Annotated in this window: 15 protein-coding genes; 4 read left to right on the forward strand and 11 right to left on the reverse strand. The window is 43.6% G+C overall.

Going from position 1 to position 19195, the window contains the following annotated elements:
* Positions 1–376: 376 nt before the first annotated feature.
* Entirely contained in the window at positions 377–961 is a 585-nt protein-coding gene (locus AB4135_RS12695) for a hypothetical protein (RefSeq protein ID WP_371993353.1), read from the forward strand.
* Positions 962–1052: 91 nt separating this feature from the next.
* Here the strand turns inward: AB4135_RS12695 and AB4135_RS12700 are convergent, their stop codons facing one another.
* Positions 1053–2603, reverse strand: coding sequence for an Ig-like domain-containing protein (locus AB4135_RS12700; protein WP_371993355.1), 1551 nt, complete (start codon positions 2601–2603; stop codon positions 1053–1055).
* Positions 2604–3301: 698 nt separating this feature from the next.
* On the opposite strand from AB4135_RS12700, the gene AB4135_RS12705 reads away from it, so the two are divergent.
* Positions 3302–3829, forward strand: coding sequence for a MarR family winged helix-turn-helix transcriptional regulator (locus tag AB4135_RS12705; protein WP_371993357.1), 528 nt, complete (start codon positions 3302–3304; stop codon positions 3827–3829).
* A gap of 84 nt (positions 3830–3913) precedes the next feature.
* Here the strand turns inward: AB4135_RS12705 and AB4135_RS12710 are convergent, their stop codons facing one another.
* The 4 genes from AB4135_RS12710 to AB4135_RS12725 form a co-directional block, all read right to left on the reverse strand.
* Positions 3914–4480, reverse strand: a complete 567-nt coding sequence (locus AB4135_RS12710) for a YSC84-related protein (protein WP_371993359.1) — start codon at positions 4478–4480, stop codon at positions 3914–3916.
* Between the two features lie 156 nt (positions 4481–4636).
* On the reverse strand, positions 4637–6703 hold the full coding sequence (locus AB4135_RS12715) for a prolyl oligopeptidase family serine peptidase (protein ID WP_371993361.1): 2067 nt from the start codon (positions 6701–6703) through the stop codon (positions 4637–4639).
* 108 nt (positions 6704–6811) lie between these two features.
* A complete protein-coding gene (locus AB4135_RS12720) occupies positions 6812–7693 on the reverse strand; it encodes a hypothetical protein (protein ID WP_371993363.1) in 882 nt (293 codons plus the stop codon).
* A gap of 144 nt (positions 7694–7837) precedes the next feature.
* Entirely contained in the window at positions 7838–10492 is a 2655-nt protein-coding gene (locus AB4135_RS12725; RefSeq protein WP_371993365.1) for an ATP-binding protein, read from the reverse strand.
* 105 nt (positions 10493–10597) lie between these two features.
* Between AB4135_RS12725 and AB4135_RS12730 the strand changes: the two genes are divergently transcribed.
* Complete coding sequence (locus tag AB4135_RS12730; RefSeq protein ID WP_371993367.1) at positions 10598–11095, forward strand: hypothetical protein; 498 nt, start codon at positions 10598–10600, stop codon at positions 11093–11095.
* 2 nt (positions 11096–11097) lie between these two features.
* Positions 11098–12138 carry a hypothetical protein gene (locus AB4135_RS12735; protein ID WP_371993369.1) on the forward strand — a complete coding sequence of 347 codons (1041 nt, stop codon included), beginning with the start codon at positions 11098–11100 and terminating at the stop codon, positions 12136–12138.
* Between the two features lie 271 nt (positions 12139–12409).
* Here the strand turns inward: AB4135_RS12735 and AB4135_RS12740 are convergent, their stop codons facing one another.
* From AB4135_RS12740 to AB4135_RS12765, 6 genes are all read right to left on the reverse strand, one after another.
* Entirely contained in the window at positions 12410–13411 is a 1002-nt protein-coding gene (locus AB4135_RS12740) for a hypothetical protein (RefSeq protein WP_371993370.1), read from the reverse strand.
* Between the two features lie 46 nt (positions 13412–13457).
* Positions 13458–14909 (reverse strand): DUF3131 domain-containing protein, encoded by a 1452-nt coding sequence (locus AB4135_RS12745; protein WP_371993372.1) that lies wholly within the window; start codon positions 14907–14909, stop codon positions 13458–13460.
* Between the two features lie 8 nt (positions 14910–14917).
* Positions 14918–15244 (reverse strand): Hpt domain-containing protein, encoded by a 327-nt coding sequence (locus tag AB4135_RS12750; protein WP_371993374.1) that lies wholly within the window; start codon positions 15242–15244, stop codon positions 14918–14920.
* A gap of 111 nt (positions 15245–15355) precedes the next feature.
* Positions 15356–16633, reverse strand: a complete 1278-nt coding sequence (locus AB4135_RS12755) for a glycosyltransferase (protein WP_371993376.1) — start codon at positions 16631–16633, stop codon at positions 15356–15358.
* A 192-nt stretch (positions 16634–16825) separates the two neighbouring features.
* Positions 16826–17803, reverse strand: coding sequence for a hypothetical protein (locus AB4135_RS12760; protein WP_371993378.1), 978 nt, complete (start codon positions 17801–17803; stop codon positions 16826–16828).
* Positions 17793–19181, reverse strand: a complete 1389-nt coding sequence (locus AB4135_RS12765; protein WP_371993380.1) for a DUF3131 domain-containing protein — start codon at positions 19179–19181, stop codon at positions 17793–17795. Before AB4135_RS12765 ends, AB4135_RS12760 begins: the two co-directional genes overlap by 11 nt.
* Between the last annotated feature and the right edge of the window lie 14 nt (positions 19182–19195).

Genomic DNA, 19195 nt, shown 5'->3' on the forward strand with positions numbered 1-19195 from the left:
AGTTGAGAAGGTTTAGTTCATCAGCAACCAATTTCCCCTCAGTGTTCTATTTGGCTGAGGGGACTTTTCTGCTGTTAAGCATCTTAATCAAATGCTTCCAATGCAGATCCAACCCGTAATCAAGCTGCTAGCATGCTCAATGGTTACTGAACTGGCGCCAACTGCCGTCACGGTATTCCAATCCGAGTTGAGAAGGTTTAGTTACCATTGATGAGCTCCTCTTTACATGGCGTTTGGAGGGGCGAACTCAAGCATTTTTAGTTCACCTGCGACCAATTCCCCCTCAGCATTCTGTTTGGTTGAGGGGACTTTTCTGCTGTTAAGTTAAAATTTATCTCGTTGTGGTAGGGTTAGTCACAAATCACTGGAGATAATAATGAAAACAACAAAATACTCACAAATAACTCTGCTCGCTGCTGCGACTTTTACACTTCCTGCGATGGCGGTTACTTCAGAACAAACTGCTTTTTTTGATAATTTAGCGGCTCATTGTGGCAAAGCATTTCAGGGTACGGTGACAGCGGGTAATACTGCGGATTCCGCATTTAGTGGTAAAAAACTGATTATGCATGTGCGCGAGTGCAGCGACACAGTGCTAAAAGTGCCGTTTCATGTCGGTGACGATCACTCTCGAACTTGGGTGATCACTAAAACTCAGTATGGCCTGCATCTCGCCCATGACCATCGCCATAAAGATGGCAGTGAAGATAAAGTGACTATGTATGGCGGCATGACAGCCGATATGGGCAGCGCCACGGAGCAGTCTTTCCCGGTTGATGCATATTCAATTAATAACTTTAGAGACAATGGCTTAAATGTATCAGTCACCAATGTGTGGCATATGTATGTTAAGCCTGCAGAGTTTACCTATCGCTTAACGCGAGAGAATCGTGACTTTAGAGTCGACTTTGATCTAACCAAGCCTGTGACACTGCCGCCTGTGCCTTGGGGCCATAAGTAGTCATACGTTAACTAACGCCAGACTTAAAACATACAAAAGCCAATTAGCGATGCTAATTGGCTTTTGTTTTGAGCTCGTTTATTGATTTAGCTTATTGGTGCATTTTTTCAATGATGGCTGCACGCTCGTCGTAATCATCATGACAGCTGCCACAACTATCTTTAGCAACATTCCAAGGCTGTACATACATGCCGTCTTCAGAGAAATTTTCTGGACTCGCCGATGGGAACTCTAGATTAATTCTAAAGAAGTGATTGCTCTTTGGCATGTGACAGGTGGTACATTTTGCCACGAATGCATGTACTTGTAGATCTGGAGTAAAGCCTTTATCGCCATGACAGTCGGTACACTGTTTTAGCATCGCATCTTCGTGCCCTGGCTGATCTGCATTAGCTTTTGAGCGGTGAGGGTTATGGCAAGTATGGCAAGCCATATCATGCTTTTTACCTGTCATTTCGCCAGTATTAGCATCTAAGCCTAACATTGCATCACCAGCGACTCGGCCGCCGTCAAAGTACGGAATAGTGCGGCCACCAATACTGTCGCCACCAAAGTCTTTGTTGTGCTCACTGACAAAGTCTGGGTAATGACGGTTGGTTTTCTTACTGTGACACTCTGAGCAGGTAATCGCTAAACCATAGCCCATATCTTCTTTAATGAGATCTGCGGTTAAGCGTCCTTCAGCGACTCGCGAAATATCGTCTGCGGACATAGTTTTAATATGCTTATTACCTGCGCCATGACAAGCTTCACACTGGATGCCTGGTTGATTGTAAGTACCAGCAAAACCTTTCAGACCATCTTGATGGTTAGGGTTTAGATCTGAGTCTGGCGTGTAGTCCTTCCACCCTGTTGAGTGACATATGCCACAGTCGAATGGTTGTGAATCAGCTGGAACGTCAGGCAAGTAACCCTGCATGTGATTGATTGAAATATCTTCGCCGTTTTGTGGCATAGATACTGCGACACCGGTTCCTGTCAGAATAAAACCATCTTTGTCGAGGAAGTTTGCCCAAGTATCGTAGCCGCCGATGACGTAGCTGATGTCATTCCAGTCATTAGGTGTACCAGTGCTATTGTTGACCCCATGCATGAGCTCAACCGCGCCGTCTATCGAGCTAAATGGATACTCAGGTGCTTTACCGTCGACCACTTTATTCAACTTAAAGTTATGGCCAGTTTCGAAAAAGGTGGCTTTATCTGTGTGACAACCAACACAGGTATTTGAACCTACATATTCAGCGATTTCTGGCTCAGGGTTGGTGACTGTGATGGTCACTGTGGTTGAGTCAGTCGCACCATGGGGATCGGATATGGTGTAGTTAATTAGCGTTGTGCCAGCAGATTCTGGTGTGAACAATAAGTCATCATTGCTTTGGGATACAGAGCCGCTGCCATCAGTAATGACAAAGTCGACTATCTCGAAAGTATCGCCATCTGGATCATAATCATTGGCGAGTACTTTGATACGAATTGGTGCGCCTTCGGTTATAGCTGCTGCGGTATCAGGCACAGCGACTGGTGGTCTATTTTCTACGTCAGGTGAATCATCGCTACCGCAACCCACTACGGTAAGCCCCATCATCATTGTTAAGGATGCTGCTTTAAACATTCCCATCTCATCACTCTCTTTGTTATACACGCTCTCTCTTTGGATAGCGTGGGTTATGCCACGTGCGCAGTGAGTCTGTTTGTTTAACCACAAAGCCAGTCTTACTGTGCAAGTAGCGGGTCTGCTACTCAGTTTTTTACGGTTGGGCTAGGGCTGTACTTCAGTATTTAAGCCACTTTTTGCCATAACCGTTACTGTTTTAATAAGGTTTGCTTGTCGCTTTTCTCATTATCAAAGCAGCAAGCGAGTATTTGAGACCTAGAGAATGCATCGACCGATTGTTGTGTTAAGCATCGCGCTTACTTGCACTTTAAGCATGGTTGCTAGCAGTGATCAGTTAGTTGAGGTATATGCATAATCAATTTTTACTGGCAAATCGTATCAATTACCTGGTTTTGCAAATGTGCTGCTAAAGCTGAATTCAGTTCAGGCAGTTTAAAAACGCTAAAAAATTCGCGATAAATCCAATTCACTGACTGGCTGCTGATCTCTGCCACAAATAACAGTCTGTTCATCTCTAACATAAACAGCGTTACTACCTTTCTTAAGCTTTTGATTGTTAGCTTATTTGTTCCATTGCTAAATAGTGGCAACCCAGATGTTTTGGCATTATCAGCCTAGCTTGCAAAGTATCTTTCCAGAAAGATACTAGATGGCGTTTATCTTTCTCGCAAGATATAATGGTGATCAATGAATAAAAGTGAGAGGTAGAACAAGTGGAAAAGTGCATGGAAGACATTTTGCAACAGAATGACGCGAATTGGCCTGAGTGTGCAGCAACCTCATACCCAGCTTTATTGCGATTGACGCAAGTAAACAATATTTTTATTCAGATAATTAAAGAGTGTGTCGAGTCTTACGGATTACAAAGTTCAGATTTCAATCTGTTGTCCAGTTTGCGCCGTAACCCATCGCCGCACGTGCTGTCGCCGACAGAGCTGTATCAAAGCATGTTGTTCAGCTCGGGCGGGCTGACAAAAGTACTGACTCGATTGGAAAAAGAAGCGTTAATTGAACGCTGTGAAAACCCGGATGATAAACGCAGCAAGTTAGTTAAGTTGTCGCAAAAAGGTAAGCTGTTGGTTGAGGAGATCATGCCTGTACTGCATCAGCGTGAAAAAAAAATGGTTGCCGCGCTAAGCTCTGAAGATTTAACTCAACTAGATGACTTGATGCAACGGATTACGCAAAGTATGAACAGCAATGGTGAAACTTATCCGACAAGAATTCAGTTTATGGGGGCGAGTAAAAACTGATAGCGCCTGCTGGGTTTAGGCGTTATATATTAAAAAGCCTACAGGAGCTGCAGGCTTTTTGATTAGCGTGATAGTTATCGAGCACTACTTTTCATCAAAAGTAAAAGATTGTCCTGCTAGTGCTGCTTCAAACATCAATCCACCTTTGGCCACGGTAAAGACTGCCATACCATTTATATATGCCGCTGTAGCAGCTTTTTTCCCCGCTCCTGCTGAGTTGCCAGTTGTACCAGCTTGAGCATTCGCGCCTATATTGATGGCAACGGCTGATGCTTGCGCGCCAAACTCAAAGCTACCACTGGTAAAGTCTTTATAAGCGGATTCGTCTTTAAAGAAGATTATCTCACTATAGGCTTGGCCACCAAGTTGAAAGCCAAAAGAAACTTGAGTCAAACTGGTGTCGCCCTTATAGCTACCGGCTTGATAAACACGGCCTTTGCCATACGCGGCTCCTATGCCTATTCCGCCTTTACCTACGGTTGGAAAAAGTGCGTAACCATAGGCTGTGTCGAAAAATTTCTGAGTTTGATTTGCTTGCTGGAAAGTACTTTTGGCTTGGCTATAACCATCTTCTGCTAATGCTTGTGGTGCTATTAACATACTGGCGACTAGAAAAATGCTGCTGGAGATGCGTTTGATTAAGCTCGTCATAAAACTATCCTTATCTAGCAAACTACAAATGAGTATAAACACTAGCATACCCATTCTGAACCGAAAATGAATGGCTTTTTGTATCGATTTTTATCTCATTTAAAAGACAAAATAAAAGCGCCTAATGAGGCGCTTTTATTGATGTCGCAGACAAGCTTATTCGGCAGGCTTACCTAAAACATAGTGTTCAAACCATTTCTGATCCCACTCCATTTTAGCTTTACGATGCTGATACTTGCTCAAGCCATGACCTTCACCTGGGTAAACCACCAGCTCGACAGGTACGTCCAAGTAATGCTTAAGTGCACGATAAAGACCCTGTGCATGCCCGAGTGGTACGCGTTGATCGCCTTCACCAATGTGGATAAGCGTTGGTGTTTTTATTTTGTCAGCGTGGCTGAGTGAAGAGCCATGGGTGTAAGCGTCAGGTTTTTCCCAAGGCAGGCCTTCCATAAAGTTAACCACATGACCGGGTGTATCTTCTAGCATCCACTGCAGACGTTGATCAAATACGCCAGCACCAGAGCTGGCAGCCTTAAAGCGTTCAGTGGTGCTGATCAATGCGTTAGTGAGGTAACCACCATTACTCCAACCCATCACTGCCATTTTGTCACCATCGACAATGCCGTCGGCTATTAGCTGATCAACTCCAGCAATAATATCGTTAACTTCGATATCATGCTCACGGCCAACAAGGTCGGTTAAGAACTTATCGCCATAGCCAGTAGAACCACGGTAGTTTGGCGATAGCAGTGCCCAGCCCTTAGCGGTAAACGTAGAGCGACCGTAAGAGCGGTGTTGCAGCGCATAAGGCGTGGCCGATGTTGGTCCGCCATGGATCTGGACGATCAATGGCAGCGGGCCATCCTCTTTCTTATAGTCAGCAGGGAGATCTAAGATCCCTTCAACGGTTGAGCCATCTGGTGCGGTCCATTTTACTACTGACACTTGCGGCAGTTTCCAGCTATCAACTTGCGGGTTGATATTACTTAAACGTTTAGCTTTGGCGCGGCTGCTGTCAGCATCGGCGATAAACATGTCATAGAAGTGGTCTAAGCCGTTATGGCTAAAGGCGACTGACTGGCCATTTTGGCTAAAGCTATAGCTACCAATAACCATGTCGCCAGCAATCACTGTACGAGTATCACCCTGTTCACCGTCATCAATTTCGGTACAGAATAGTTTTACCCGAGCATGATCGGCGCCGCGGTAGCAGATTTCATCACTATCAGGACGCCAAGTGAGATCGCTGGCAGTGAGTGTGACCAGATCTGGGCGTGAAACTTCAAGTGACGGCTTATCGGTTGCTTTGGTGTTACTAATAAATAGCTTACCTGGGTGGCCATCAAAATCGATTCTAAATGCTAGTTCGGTGTTATTTTCTTGCCAAGCTAAACCGAGTAACCAACCGTAAGGTGAGGGAGCTTGTTCACGCCACTGTTCATCAGCTAATACATCATTTTGTTTGGTTTTAGTGTTGAACACTTCAACGTCAGACCAGCCTTCGAGGAATACTAATTCGTTATCGCTGGTGGTGATACGGGCAATTTTGCTGCCGTCATTGTTTACTTTAAATTCCCAAACAACTTTGTCATCGTCGAGCAGTAATTGCTGTTTAAAGTGCTCTAGGTCGAGCTGATAAAGCGGGTTAGTTTTACGTTCACCGTGTCCATATTTGGGTGCACTATGGCTGGCGCGCATTGATGCCCATTCGTCGGTATCTGTTACCGTTTTATTGGCTAGAAAGTATAAGCTTTTACCGTCGTGGCTTAGCTCGAAGCTGCTGACGCCTTCTTTCTCTTTGGTCATCGGTTGGCTATCGCCATTGCTGACCGAAATACGAAATACTTGAGTTTTGCCGTTATAAGGTGCTTTAGCATCAGGTTGCTTTATTTTGCCCAAATAGTAAATGTACTCACCATTAGGGCTCCATTGTGGGCTTGATTCGCTCTCGTTGGTGAAGGTCAGTCGTTTGGTTTGACGAGACTTGGTATCGAGAAGCCACAGATCACGTTGGCTTTTATCAAGCTCTTTATCCCAACGAGACTCAAGCCAAACGGCTTGCTTACCATTAGGGCTGAGGGTGACTGAGCCCATGCCGCCAATATCGAAAAAGTCATCGATGATGATGTCGTGAGTTCTTTCTGCAGCAGCAGACATACTGCTGCCAAGCAATGCTGTCATTGCGGTAGCAAGCAGAGTCAGCTTGTTCAATCTGTTCATGTTGTTCCTACCCTTCATGGTATTTCTGTATTTTTTATAATGAGATAAGCGCTAATACACTATCGCAAGTCGGGGAGTAAAATCCATGATATAAGGCGAGTTACAACATTATTTTTTTTCGTCTTGCATCAGTTTTTGTAAGTAAGCTAGCTCTTCAGAGCTAAGCAGTTGCTGGCTGGCTTTCATGGGGGATTTTTCTGTAGGGCGGGTTAACCTTCCTCGTAAAAACGCGGCATAGGTGATCTGTTTTAAGCCGTAGATCGCTAATACATAGACGGTGAGCAATAGTACTAATTTAGTTGCTGCATGGTTTACACCGCTTAATGGTTCGCCAAAATAGAGTGGCAGTATTATGAGTACGGCTCTTATTATCCAGTTGCTCATTAGGGCTAATGTCAGTACCAGTAGCCATCTGAACTTGATATCTTTTAAGCTTTCTTGATGTAGCCGAGAGGTTCTACCGGGGTAGCGACTCAACATTCGCAAGATAAAGTAAAAATACAGTGCTGTTTGGACAAACAGTATGCCAGGCAGCATAGCGCTAAGCAGGTTCAGGTGGTTCAAAGCGGGCGTAATATTTAAGGGAATATCCGGAAAAATATCTTGCTGCGAAGTTCGATAAATTGTTGCGGCAATAACGGTTAGTGTGACGACTAGCGCTGGGTAAAAGTGCGGCGAAAAACCAATGGCTTCTCTTGTGTTATGCAAACTTCGATAACAATACAAATAAAGCAGTGGCATTAACAGGAAATAGACGGGAATGATGAGTAGGTAGATAAAATGTATTGGCGCTGGGACATTCTCTTTTGTGAGTAAGCCAGTAAAAAAATACAGTGCCATTAGGCTAAAGATACTGCCTAATATTTTATGATTACCGTTGTTCTCATGGTAGATATAACGGATATATAAACCTAAGCCTAGGCAGTGAAGACCACCAAGCAAAGAGAGCCACCAGTATCCTTGCGCTATAAAATCGCTAAATTCATTCATATTGTTGTTATTTCATACTATTAACCTATGAGATGCAAGTTTGTTATTTACCAACAGGAGTCGCTAATTGACAGCTTCATAGGAAATTGTAGTCGCTGATCTTTGATTAATCACCGACTACTTAAGCAGGGGATGCGCAGGTTGCTAACTTGCTAGTTTGGAAACTTGTTTGAGCTTATCGAGCAGTACATCTTTTTTAAATGGTTTGGCTAAATAGTCGTCCATCCCAGATTCGTAACATTTTTCGATATCTTGATCTAACACGCTGGCGGTAAGCGCTATGATGGGTAGGCGTTGCTCTGAGTGTAATTTTTCCCACTCTCTAATTTTAGTTGTGGCAGTAAAGCCATCCATTACCGGCATCATACAGTCCATTAGGACGGCGTTAATCACTTCACCTTTACTAATAAACTCAAGAGCTTCTAGCCCGTTGTTGGCAATAACAAAATCAAAACCTGCTTGCTTGACGAGTAGTGAGGCCACTTTTTGGTTCACTAAGTTATCTTCGACAATAAGAATAACGATTTTCACTTTTCTATCATTGCTGTTGCTTGATGTCTCTGTCACTGCTTGCTGGGATTCGTTACGCAGCATTCTATTTTCGATACCATTGCGAATAGCGTTATTAAAGCGTCTACCGAGCAATGGTAAGGTGACTGTTGAATCAATATTATCAAGTGCACGTTGCTCTGCAGGGGTATTAATTGCGATAGTAAAAATATCTTGCTTGGATAATAACTCTGGTAATGTTGTTAGTGAGTCCCTAGTAACTGATGAGTTATCAACGAATAGTAGATCAAACTTTTGCTTATCTTGCAGTAAGTCAAAGCAAGATTGGTAGCGGTAGTTCAGCTTGAATCCTTGTTTCAAGCAGGCTTCATCAATGGCATCGATAATATGGTTATCATTTGATACTAGTGCTGAAGTAAGGTGCTTGAACTCATCATTAATAGGCATTTCTTGGGCGACTATGCGTGCTTTTAGTTCGACAGAGAAACAGCTACCTTTGCCCTTTTCTGAGCTGATAATTATATCTCCCCCCATCAACTCTACTAATTGCTTACAGATCGCTAGGCCTAAACCTGTACCGCCAAATTCGCGAGTAATGGTGCCATCTTCTTGAGTGAAAGGTGAGAAAATCTGTTGCTGTTTTTCTGCGGCGATTCCAATGCCACTATCATAGACTTTTATCTGCATATTTACGTATGGCGGCTCATCAAACTGGCTAGTGATTGTGACCTTAATGAAACCTTTAGTGGTAAATTTCACTGCATTAGACAGTAGGTTCATTAGTACCTGCCGCATTCGGTGTTCATCGAGTGAGACCAGCTGTGGGGTATTTGCTGGAATGTCTATTTGTAAATCTAGATTCTTCTCTGCCACTTTAGCGAGCACCATTGTGAGAGTGTCATAAACCACCTCTGCAATGTTGGTATCGGTATTGGTTATCGACAAGTTGCCGGATTCAATTTTTGATAGATCTAAAATGTCATTGATCAGTAAGAGTAGCGTATGTGATGAGGTTTCTATGGTGTGTAAGTATTCTGTCTGGACTGGACTTAACTTGGTACCAGCGAGGATCTCTGACATGCCTATAATGCCATTTAGTGGTGTTCTGATCTCATGCGACATATTGGCTAGAAAAGAGCTTTTAGCTAGATTGGCTTTCTCTGCATCTGATTTCGCACGTAATATTTTTTCATCGTTAAGGTAACGCTCATGAATGAGATTATTGAGCTTCTTGGAGAATATACTCAATTCATCTCGGCCATTCTCATTGATTTTATTTGAGTAGTCGTGAGTTTGCTCTATTTTAGACATGGTCTTAATGACATGCTGCAGATAGTAAAGGATACGTCGGTAAAGGTTTACACCTATGGTGGCAATAATGAGTAGCGATACAAACAGGCCACTGCAAAATGCAATGATGAGGTTCTTTGATTGACTGATTTCACTGTGGATATTATCGGTCAGTTTCTCTGAGAAGGTGGTGACGACAAACTGAATGAGGTTCAGCCTTTGGCTAAAAGCCGCTAAACTCTCTTGTGGGCTTTCAGCTAAGATATCTTCATGCAATATATGACTACGGAGTTGATAGCTTTGTTCGAACGCTTTATCTGAAAAGATATTCAACAACAGATCCACTTGTTCAGGCTTAGCGCTAATATTAATGAAGCGCTCAACATAAAGTTGTTGCCGCTCAGCACTCATATTTAATTGATTCAGTAGTTCGCTATCGCCTTTATTATTGAGTAGCTGATTGATAAGCCACTTTTCTTCAGTCGACCAAAGCGACAACCATTGCAGTTGGTACAATATAGTTAGATTTTGACTGATCTGCTCAGGTAGTTCGAGTGTATCTTTTTCAAGTGCAATTAGCGCCTGCGCTTGCAGTTCACCCATCCAAATAGACCAATCTATTAGGCTCTCTTTAGTGAGCTCTGGCGACTCAGTTAGCGCCTCTTTTGAGCTTGTAAACCATGCTTGAATGTCGTCAGTGCTTTTAGTGGTAAATGCCTTGGGAAGCTGAACAGCAAATTCGGCTACGATGGGAGTGAAGTCCGCTAGTTTAAAAGGTTGCCCTTCAGTAAAGAGTTGCTCTCTGGCCTGGTTGATTTTGATGTTGAGTGCAGAGAAAGATTCAAGGAAAGTGATTTTGCTATTGAGCGTATTAAGTACGCGGACATTGTCCATCTGTTTTTGGATCTCTAATGTCGCTAAAAATGCCGCAAACATTAATGGCAAAAGTACTAACGCCAACATCCTTGTCTTTATTGAAATACGATTCAATAAGTTCATTTCTACTCCTTGAATTGAACATGCTAGCCATATCCTTGTGTAATACATGACTCTTGACTATATTCAGCATAGTACAAAAAACTATCAGGGATTGAAGGTTTTTATATGTTTAATGGACTAAATCACAAAGCTTTGTTTTGCAATGCAAATCTGTTCTTACTGACAACAATTCTTTTTGTTTCCCCTTCTATCTCTGCGTTGGAAGCCGATCCCGATGACAGCACTGATGTCGAGTTTGCAATATTTACTCTCAATAGTGAATTACCTCCTTTAAGTAAAAGCAAAGCCAGAATGCTCTATCGTGGCAAATCTAAAAAGATAGGTGGTAGCCTTAAAATTGTGCTGGTTGACCTACCTGAAACCTCCATGCACCGTGAAGACTTTTACGGCATGTTGTTGGGTAAATCAGTAACACAAATGAATGGCTATTGGGCTGGATTGGCTTTTTCAGGTAAAGGCTCACCACCAGAAGAGCTTGATAGTGATGATATAAAGCAGATCCTTAAATGGTTAAATGAAAACCCTAATGGTATCGCCTATGCGCCGATTGAGTCGGTGCCTGAAGAAGTTAATATCTTAATTACCGTGCCACAGGGAGAGTAGCCATGTTATTAAGCCGTCAATGTACGATTATAATATTGAGCTTGGGAATGATTGCCAATGCACAGGCCGGTATAGAGCTAACCGATAACATTATGTTAAGTGGTTTTGGTTCAACCTCTATTAGTAAAACAGATAATAAAACACCGTTATTTGTTAATCGTGAAATTACCGATGAAACCTGTTACGACTGCGATACCATATTTGGCTTACAGCTTGATGTTGGCCTTTTTGAAGGGCTGGATGCATCTGCACAGCTAGTAAAGCGTACCCAAGATAACTGGAGTGAACCTGAACTTGAATGGGCGTATCTAGGTTATGAATTTGGTGACTTTGAAATTCGCGCTGGTAGGTTGCGTATTCCGCTATTTTTAGTCTCTGAGTTTTATTATGTGGGTCAGGCTTATACGTGGGCGAAACCGCCGGAGGAGGTCTACGATGCGATTTTAGGCTTTACTTCTTATGATGGTTTATCTCTTGCTTGGGACTATGAATTATCTGACGAACTCTCGCTGCATATCTCGCCTTATTATGGCTTTGATAAACTCAATGAAGTAGAAATAGGCACAGAAACATTGCAGTTTGATACTGAATACCTGGCGGGTGCCTATATTGATCTAGTTAGTTTCAATTATCGAATCCATGCGGGGTTTATGCAGGCTAAATATACTCAACGGCCATCGCCGCAACCTCAAACGTTAAACATCTACACTTTGGGCGTCGAATACAGTTTGGATGATTGGCTGTGGATGGCTGAAGTTGAATATGATGAGCTGCAGGTTAACTGGTATGCCAGCGCTGCTTATGCATTCGACGAGCTGACTCCTTACCTTGTGTATGCTGAAAGTCATGAATTAAGAGAGAGTAGAGGGGTCACTGTCGGATTACGTTATGATGCAACTTCGACGATCTCACTCAACCTTGAAATGCGCTCTATCTTTTCTCATGAGCCAGGCAATCGCGCCCAATTTATTACTTCACCACTATTATATGGTGAAAAAGAAGATGTTGATTTGCTGAGTTTGACAGTGAACTTCGTATTTTAATGATGGATAACATTGTATTTTGGCTGTGCTTTTATCTATTGATGCTGCTGCTTGCGGTTATCATAGGTTATTGCAAAGGCAATATCGTTGCAGGTGTGCTGTTGGGCTACGTTCTGGGGCCTATTGGGGTGATTATTTTACTGTTGAGTAAAGACAGGAAAATGCTGCCCTGCCCGGAATGTAGTCATAAAATTCATCGCCACTCTTACCAGTGTCCTCATTGCCACCAAAAAGTACTTAATAGGATGAGTCTTTAGGGAATAAGCGGTTATTAGAAATCGAATGAATAACTAATACTGATTGAACCATCTTTAAACCTACCGGTATCCGCTCCTCTATCAGCACTGTTCCAGCGGTTGCCTGAATAGTTATTATACTGAATGGTTATCGTACCTGGGTGCCAGTCAAAGTAACCAAAACCGTAAGTAAAATCAGGATTCCACGGCTGTTTTTGGCTGCTGTCTAAATAATAAAAGGCGGTTCCATTCACATACCAATTTCCGACAATGGAATACTTACAGCCTAAGCTTATCGTTTGATGGCTGGTTTTATACTCGACAGTGTCTAAGTCGAAATACTCCGGTGTATAGTTGTAATCAAATTGACAACCTATAGCACCTTCATCGGTGAAAGATAACCAATCAATAAAGGGTTTACTGATTGGAAACTTCCAGCCTAGTGCCCAGGTTCCTTGAGAGAACTCGGTATGTTTCCCTCCTGGTTCTGGCGAGAACCGGTTGCCACCATAATTAGAATACAGCAGGCTAAAAGTATAGGGCCGCCAATCGCTGTAACCAAATACATAGGTAAAGTCGGGATTCCAGGCTTGCTGCAACTCTTTGTCAAAATAGTGGTAAGCCGTTGCTGATATAAACCAATTGCCAATGATCGAATATTTTAGTGACAGGCTAGCCGTTAGGTTTTGGTTACTCGGACCTGTGGTGGCATTTGCGGGAATAACGGCGGGTGTATCAACCAGTGGATAACCGATTGCAACGCTGGTGCTCCAACGTTTGTACCAGGGGAGATCAGTATCCCAAGTTTCAAACGGCAACATAAATGAACTATTGGCGCCTTTCCAAATCAAATCGGCTTCTGAGGGCTGCTCTATTTGGGTAACGGCAGGGCTATTGATATCCTGCTTTTCTACAGGCTTTGGGGCATGCTTAGCCATCTCTGTTTGGTGTTCGTTAGCTAAAGTTTCAACCGTAAAAAAGCTGAGGATGGGGATCCATATTGCAGTGTTACCTATCCATCCTTGGCGTTGTCTCAAATGTGTCTTCCCTAACTAGATAATAGCATTTATTTGATCACTGTTTTTACTGCAGCCAAATCGCTTTTCGGCCACGAGCTTTGTACCAAAGACTAACTAAGATCAGCGAGTTAGTATTTATATTATAGGCGGTATTTGTTTTTCCATCACGGTAAAGCCCGGTAGGGATCTCTCGATGACGAGCGCTATTGGATATGACTTGTGTGGCTAGGTTTTGACTGTACTCGTTTTGGAAAATGACGCTCAACGCAAACGCGGCTTTGTTGCTGAATGTCTGTGATTCAACAATGGCTTGTCCTGAGTGAGAGACGCTATGCCATGCTTGGCCTTGATAATAGATGTTGTTGTATAAAAACCAAGGTGACTTGCTTAGCGAATCCTCCGCATAGGCGGTTAGCCTTTGAGTGGCTTGATACTGCATGTCATGCAGTTTGAATAGCGTACTTAGCTGATTCCAGCAAGAGGCTTCATTGCCGATCTCTATGGTGTAAAGCAGAAATGGATCTAAGGTTAAGAAGGGCAGATTACGGCGGTCGGTTTTCAATAGCGTTTTATCAACTATTACAGTATCTAATTGTTCACAGTTAAAAGCTCTGCTGACGTCTAAGTTCATCATCTGGTAGCCTGTAGCGGCATATTGCAGGTAACCTAGGCGTCCCTCTTGGCGATAGTACTCCTTTTTAGATGTTAGCTTAGTGCCATATAGGGTTTTGTTGTATACGGAGTCGCTGAGTTGCCATCTCTGTTTAATGTTGTTGATTTCTGCGGCTAGGTGAGGCTTCTTCTGAGCGACAATCGTTAACCAAATACATAGCCGACCGAGATCTAATGCTGACCAACCATTGCCGTTTGATGGGGTTTGGCTAAAGCGACCCGATGGTTTGCCAGTAACAGTATTGTATTGTCGATTGGGAAGTTTGGCGTCATATAGCGGTAATTCAGCAAGGGTGTTTATCAGCTTAGCGAGCCGAATATCGATGATGTGTGTGTCACTAACTCCAAGCGCTTCTAAGGCTAAGAGTGCGCCTATGCCACTAGCGACATCCCACATGGTGGCATGGGTGTAACCTTGCACAGAATCGATCATTCCAGTGGTTTCATTCCAATTATTATCTATGTAGCGCTGCGCTTTGCTAACGAGTAGTTTTTCATGGCGATTAAGAGGGATTGAAGTCGTGGAGGACGTGATGATGTTAGTTTTAGTCGTTGCGCGAGCATTACTGCTTTGGTTGGTCGTTGCTTTTTCTTCGGCTTTATTTGGGCCAATAAAACGCGCTTGCGGGATCACTGCTCGGCGCTGAAATTCAATCGGTGTTTGTGGCTGTGACTCTGAGCCTATTATAACTCTGGATACCCTTTGTGGGCTATTTGATGTCGGGGTCTCTTGTGCAATGCTCTTGTTTTTTGCCCAGGCCTGTTGAGTCGGTAGTGTGCTTAGAATGATGAAAGAGCACACTGCAACCTGCAGTATGCTCTTTAGCGATGCTGGTGGCTTCAATATGCAGCCTATTGCAAAATACCTTCTATCTGCTGGTTAATCTCTTTTATCTTGCCGCAAAGCGCATTGATATCATTTTGATTAGGAAGTGCTCCAGCTTGTGAGCTTGATTCTATTGCTTGAGCTAATGTCATCGCGTCTTTGGCGCAAAGGTTGCTGAACATCCCTTTTAGTTCGTGAGAAATTTGAAATAGACCGTCAACGTCATCTTTAGAGAAGCGGCTCTGCAGTACATTGTCGCTTTCGCCATATTCTTCTAAGTAAATGCTAAGTAGCATTTTAACCATGGCGTCATCATCTCCACACAGGGCTTTTAACTCACTCACTTCTATCATATTTAGATCCTTTGTTGCTCATTTATCGGCTATGTTAAGCACGCTCAAAGCTAGGGTTAGCAGTGTGAACATTGATGTGCGCACAAGTGTGTATTTTGGATAAGGTTCTAGCTAAGCTGTGGTAGCGAGCTGCTCAGCTTTTACCTTACCCAACCATAGCTTTAACGCTGCAGGGCTCATTAGCTGAGGATTGCCCAGTTCAGCATCAGCGGCATTTAGCAGCTCATCAGGTAAAAGGTCTATGATACGCTCCAAGTCTTCCGCCGTTTTTATCTCCTTATCGAGCACTGCTGCCATCTCTTGATTATAATCAACCCCCCTTGCGCGCAGTGCTATAACTAACCCTTGCAGTAAGGTTAGCCATGTACTCATAGGTCCTTGCGTTATTGAGGCTGACTCAGCAGCTGAATCGATAAAGGCAAAAGGAACAGTGGCTATTTGTTGTTGCTGTTGCATTGCAGCCAAAATCCAGTCGGTATCGAAAGAGAAGTCAAACACGCTAGGCTGTGCGAGGATTGGCTGTAGAGCTTCACGGCTAAAGAGTTTGTAAGCTGCTTGAGTGTCATGAATACCTTGCGAGAAAATGGCTGAGCCGACCATTCTTTGCATATGTCTAAGGGTTTTAATTCCGACTCCCCAACGCTGCTCTTGTTTGACTAAAATTGACAGCGGGTCTTTACGGTTGCCCAGTACAACTTGGGCGTTGTTAGCGACAAAAGGCGCTAATATCAGCCCGAGTTGCCCCATATGCACCGAGTTGTCAGCATCGGTGTAGATAACCGCATCTACGCCATCGTCTAGTGCTTGCATGCAGCCATGGATAATAGCTCCACCTTTTCGAGAGTCTTCGACATCCTTAAGTTGAGCCAGAGGACCTTTAGTTGCTGATATGCCATCTTTGAGGTTAAGCACTGTTATTTTTTCTGGCTGCGAGCTTCTACTGGCTATGCGATTGGCTATATCGAAACTGTGGTGAGGACAGCCATCGTCAACAGGATAAAGGTGCCAGCTGACCTGAGTGCCTTTGCATGCCCAAATAAGTTGTGTGACTTTGGTTAGTAAAGAGTTTTCTCCATTTGGGTTGGAGGGGCTTTTTTCTAGTAAACGGTGATGTTCGCCCCACATCGCAAAGACAACACCAATGGAGATGGGCTTGGTGATCTGCTTTAAGTATTTACGAGATTGCACCAGTTTGACGGCTAACTTAAATACCAGTGGACAATCTTCTTGCTGTGCTAATGCGGCTAGTTGCGCTGGTGAGGTCTGTTTGAGATCGAGTAAAGAGTCTGCCAGCTCAAGGAGACAAATCTGATGTGTGGATTCGGTTAGGTCAAATTGATCGCTGGCAGAGCGATAGATTTGTTGGAGATCTTCTTTATGCATTTTCATAACGAATCCTTTCATTCATTGACTCTTCCTGAGTGCTCTGCAGTTAATTCTGCAACGACATTAAGCTATATTAAAATGTAGTAATAGATCCTTTAAACAGCAAGCTGAGCAACATTATTAGTTGTAGGTAATAGCGCATTTTTTAACTATGCCTTGTGCATCACGCTGGCTATTAGACGTTTTTTAGCTGTTTTATTGATTTTTAATGTCCTCGATAGCAGTTTCTGAAGCTGTATTTTCTATAGCGTCTTCTGTTCGCTGAATCGGTTCTATTTGCCGCTTTTGTAGCGACTCTACTTTAGTTGCTTGTGTTTGATTGATGCTGCTAATTCCCAGTGGATTAATCGCAATTGTATTTTGTTCTTCAGCAATATCTGGCGTAGGCATGATTGTTTCTGGGAGGGCTTGTGCAGATGCAGAAATTCCAGCATCAGAGGTGTTAATTAGCAGCGTTTCAGGCTGTTGATCTGCTTGTGCGTTAGTGGCGTCAATTGAGGAGGGTGGTGGGGTTGGAGTAAAAGAGGGGGAATGGGAAAAATTACTATCGTATCCCGATAGTTTCTTACCCGCCCCTTGGCGGTGAGCATTTGGTGCGATAGCCGGAACAGATAGGCTTACATTATTGTCGCTTGCTGCGTCATAACGATTGAGACCTAGTTTAGGCGTAGTAAAGGCAAATAGATTCAGTTTTTCATCCCAAAGCTGCAGCGCAGTAAGCTCTACATCAAGATTCTCGTCTATGCCAATTGTGACATCGGTGATTTGCATGGCGACCGATAGCTGAGTATTAGCGGTTTCTAAACGTTGATGCAGATTCTGTTGGACTTGAGACCAATTGGTACCGCCAGTTAATAGATAACGGGTGCTATCAGCCCAATATTGATAGGCGATTGGATCTTCTGATCTGTCTGCTGCAATGGCGGCGAGCGATGCAGCCAGACCCGCTGATTGCCACATCTGCTGTTGCGATAATTTTTGAGGATTACTCAGTAGCAAAATGCTGAGTTGATGCCAATGGGCTGCAGCCTGTGGATAGCGCCCTTTTGCTAATAGATAGTTGCCTTTGCTGAAGGGGCGTAATTCAAGATTAAGCGCTTCAGCCACAACTATTTTTCCACTCGTCATGAGCCATAGTGAAATGGCCATGACTAAATAATATTTATATCTCATCGAATGTCTCCACTAAGCATTTACCAGGATGATCGAAGCGAGAGTTGAAGCGTACATCACGATACTCTTTATCCTCTTGAGCTTGGTAAAGCTTGCCATTTACTTTGTACAGTAATGCCTCTAGCACACCAGCATTAGTTTTTAAGGTGATACTTTTTTCATAGGAGCTTGAGATCTCATAGCGGCCTTCATACCAACCCCTTTGTGGGTGGTACAGCTCTTGTACCAATGTGATTAGCCGCTCGGTGTAATCTGTTTTCCATAATGCCCACATTTGAAAGGCAACCCGAGTGGAGATAAGGGCTAAATGGTCATGGCTGCTACCATCTTCAGCGACGGTTATCCAAGGGGTACCGAGTGCATAAATGGCGTCATAGACGAAATAAGGTTCGCCAGCAACGACATGCTCACCGCGGGCGGTATAGATCCGTTCGGTATCCCAGCGGCTTTGTTGAACTTGGTAAATAGAGTCTGCCATGGCGGCTAAAGACTCATTAGTATGCAGGGCGTCGAGTGAGTGCAAGTCGTCAATATCATCCCAATTAAACTCAAGCCCTAACCACAGGTAAGGGGTACTAAATACCGGTCTTAACACATCAAAGAAACGGGGATCTCTGCCATCGAAAAGCAGATCAATACCATTGATTGTTGCGACTTCGTATGGTTCAAGGGTCATTGATTTTTTAGGGATGATTTGCCAGTCTAAATAGCCATAAGAGGCATACTCTTCAATGCCTAAACGCCCCTCTTTGTAGCTGTGCACCTGGCCATTATTAATATTGCCACCATAAAGCTCTCCCTTATCGGAGACTAAAGCACAAAAATTCCAGCGCAAAACGGCTTTATCTATATATTCTGAAAATGCAGGATTGTGCTGTTTGGTGATGGCTAAGGCGATGAGTAGTCGGCCAATATCAATCGCAGACCAGCCTAACTCTGCAGGTTGGTTAGCATAGTTAACCATGGTGCGGGTGCTGGTCGAGTAGACTTTATTGGGAACGCCTTGGCGGGTGAGTGGCATTTTCACTAAAAAATCAATCGCCATGGTTAGTCGCTCGTCATGAGCTTTACTGGAAATAAGCTCAAATTGGCGGGCGGCCTGCAGCGCAATAAGGTAATCAGCCAGCGAGGTCATATCCATAGTGGGATAATTGTCTATAGAGTTGACCAACCCTGTAGATAGTTGGGTATTATTGGCAAAATACTGCCAAGCAGTGTTGGCCCAGGCAATTTCTTGCTCGTTGAGCTCACCATGCCGACCTTGACGAATAAACTGTGATTCATTAACTCCAGATACGCCAGACTGCACTCCCTGGTATACAAGACCACAAGCTTGAAGGTTGAGCAGTAATAATAGGAAAACACATAGTCGTAGCATAGAACCCCGGTTAG

It is taken from the genome of Shewanella sp. 10N.286.54.B9, assembly GCF_041468565.1.
Classification (GTDB): Bacteria; Pseudomonadota; Gammaproteobacteria; order Enterobacterales; family Shewanellaceae; genus Shewanella.

Coding starts and splice junctions, on each gene's coding strand:
- AB4135_RS12710 (WP_371993359.1), bottom strand. CDS start 4,480: ATGACGAGCTTAATCAAACGCATCTCCAGCAGCATTTTTCTAGTCGCC.
- AB4135_RS12765 (WP_371993380.1), bottom strand. CDS start 19,181: ATGCTACGACTATGTGTTTTCCTATTATTACTGCTCAACCTTCAAGCT.
- AB4135_RS12695 (WP_371993353.1), top strand. CDS start 377: ATGAAAACAACAAAATACTCACAAATAACTCTGCTCGCTGCTGCGACT.
- AB4135_RS12725 (WP_371993365.1), bottom strand. CDS start 10,492: ATGAACTTATTGAATCGTATTTCAATAAAGACAAGGATGTTGGCGTTA.
- AB4135_RS12735 (WP_371993369.1), top strand. CDS start 11,098: ATGTTATTAAGCCGTCAATGTACGATTATAATATTGAGCTTGGGAATG.
- AB4135_RS12715 (WP_371993361.1), bottom strand. CDS start 6,703: ATGAACAGATTGAACAAGCTGACTCTGCTTGCTACCGCAATGACAGCA.
- AB4135_RS12730 (WP_371993367.1), top strand. CDS start 10,598: ATGTTTAATGGACTAAATCACAAAGCTTTGTTTTGCAATGCAAATCTG.
- AB4135_RS12760 (WP_371993378.1), bottom strand. CDS start 17,803: ATGAGATATAAATATTATTTAGTCATGGCCATTTCACTATGGCTCATG.
- AB4135_RS12750 (WP_371993374.1), bottom strand. CDS start 15,244: ATGATAGAAGTGAGTGAGTTAAAAGCCCTGTGTGGAGATGATGACGCC.
- AB4135_RS12720 (WP_371993363.1), bottom strand. CDS start 7,693: ATGAATGAATTTAGCGATTTTATAGCGCAAGGATACTGGTGGCTCTCT.
- AB4135_RS12705 (WP_371993357.1), top strand. CDS start 3,302: ATGGAAGACATTTTGCAACAGAATGACGCGAATTGGCCTGAGTGTGCA.
- AB4135_RS12755 (WP_371993376.1), bottom strand. CDS start 16,633: ATGAAAATGCATAAAGAAGATCTCCAACAAATCTATCGCTCTGCCAGC.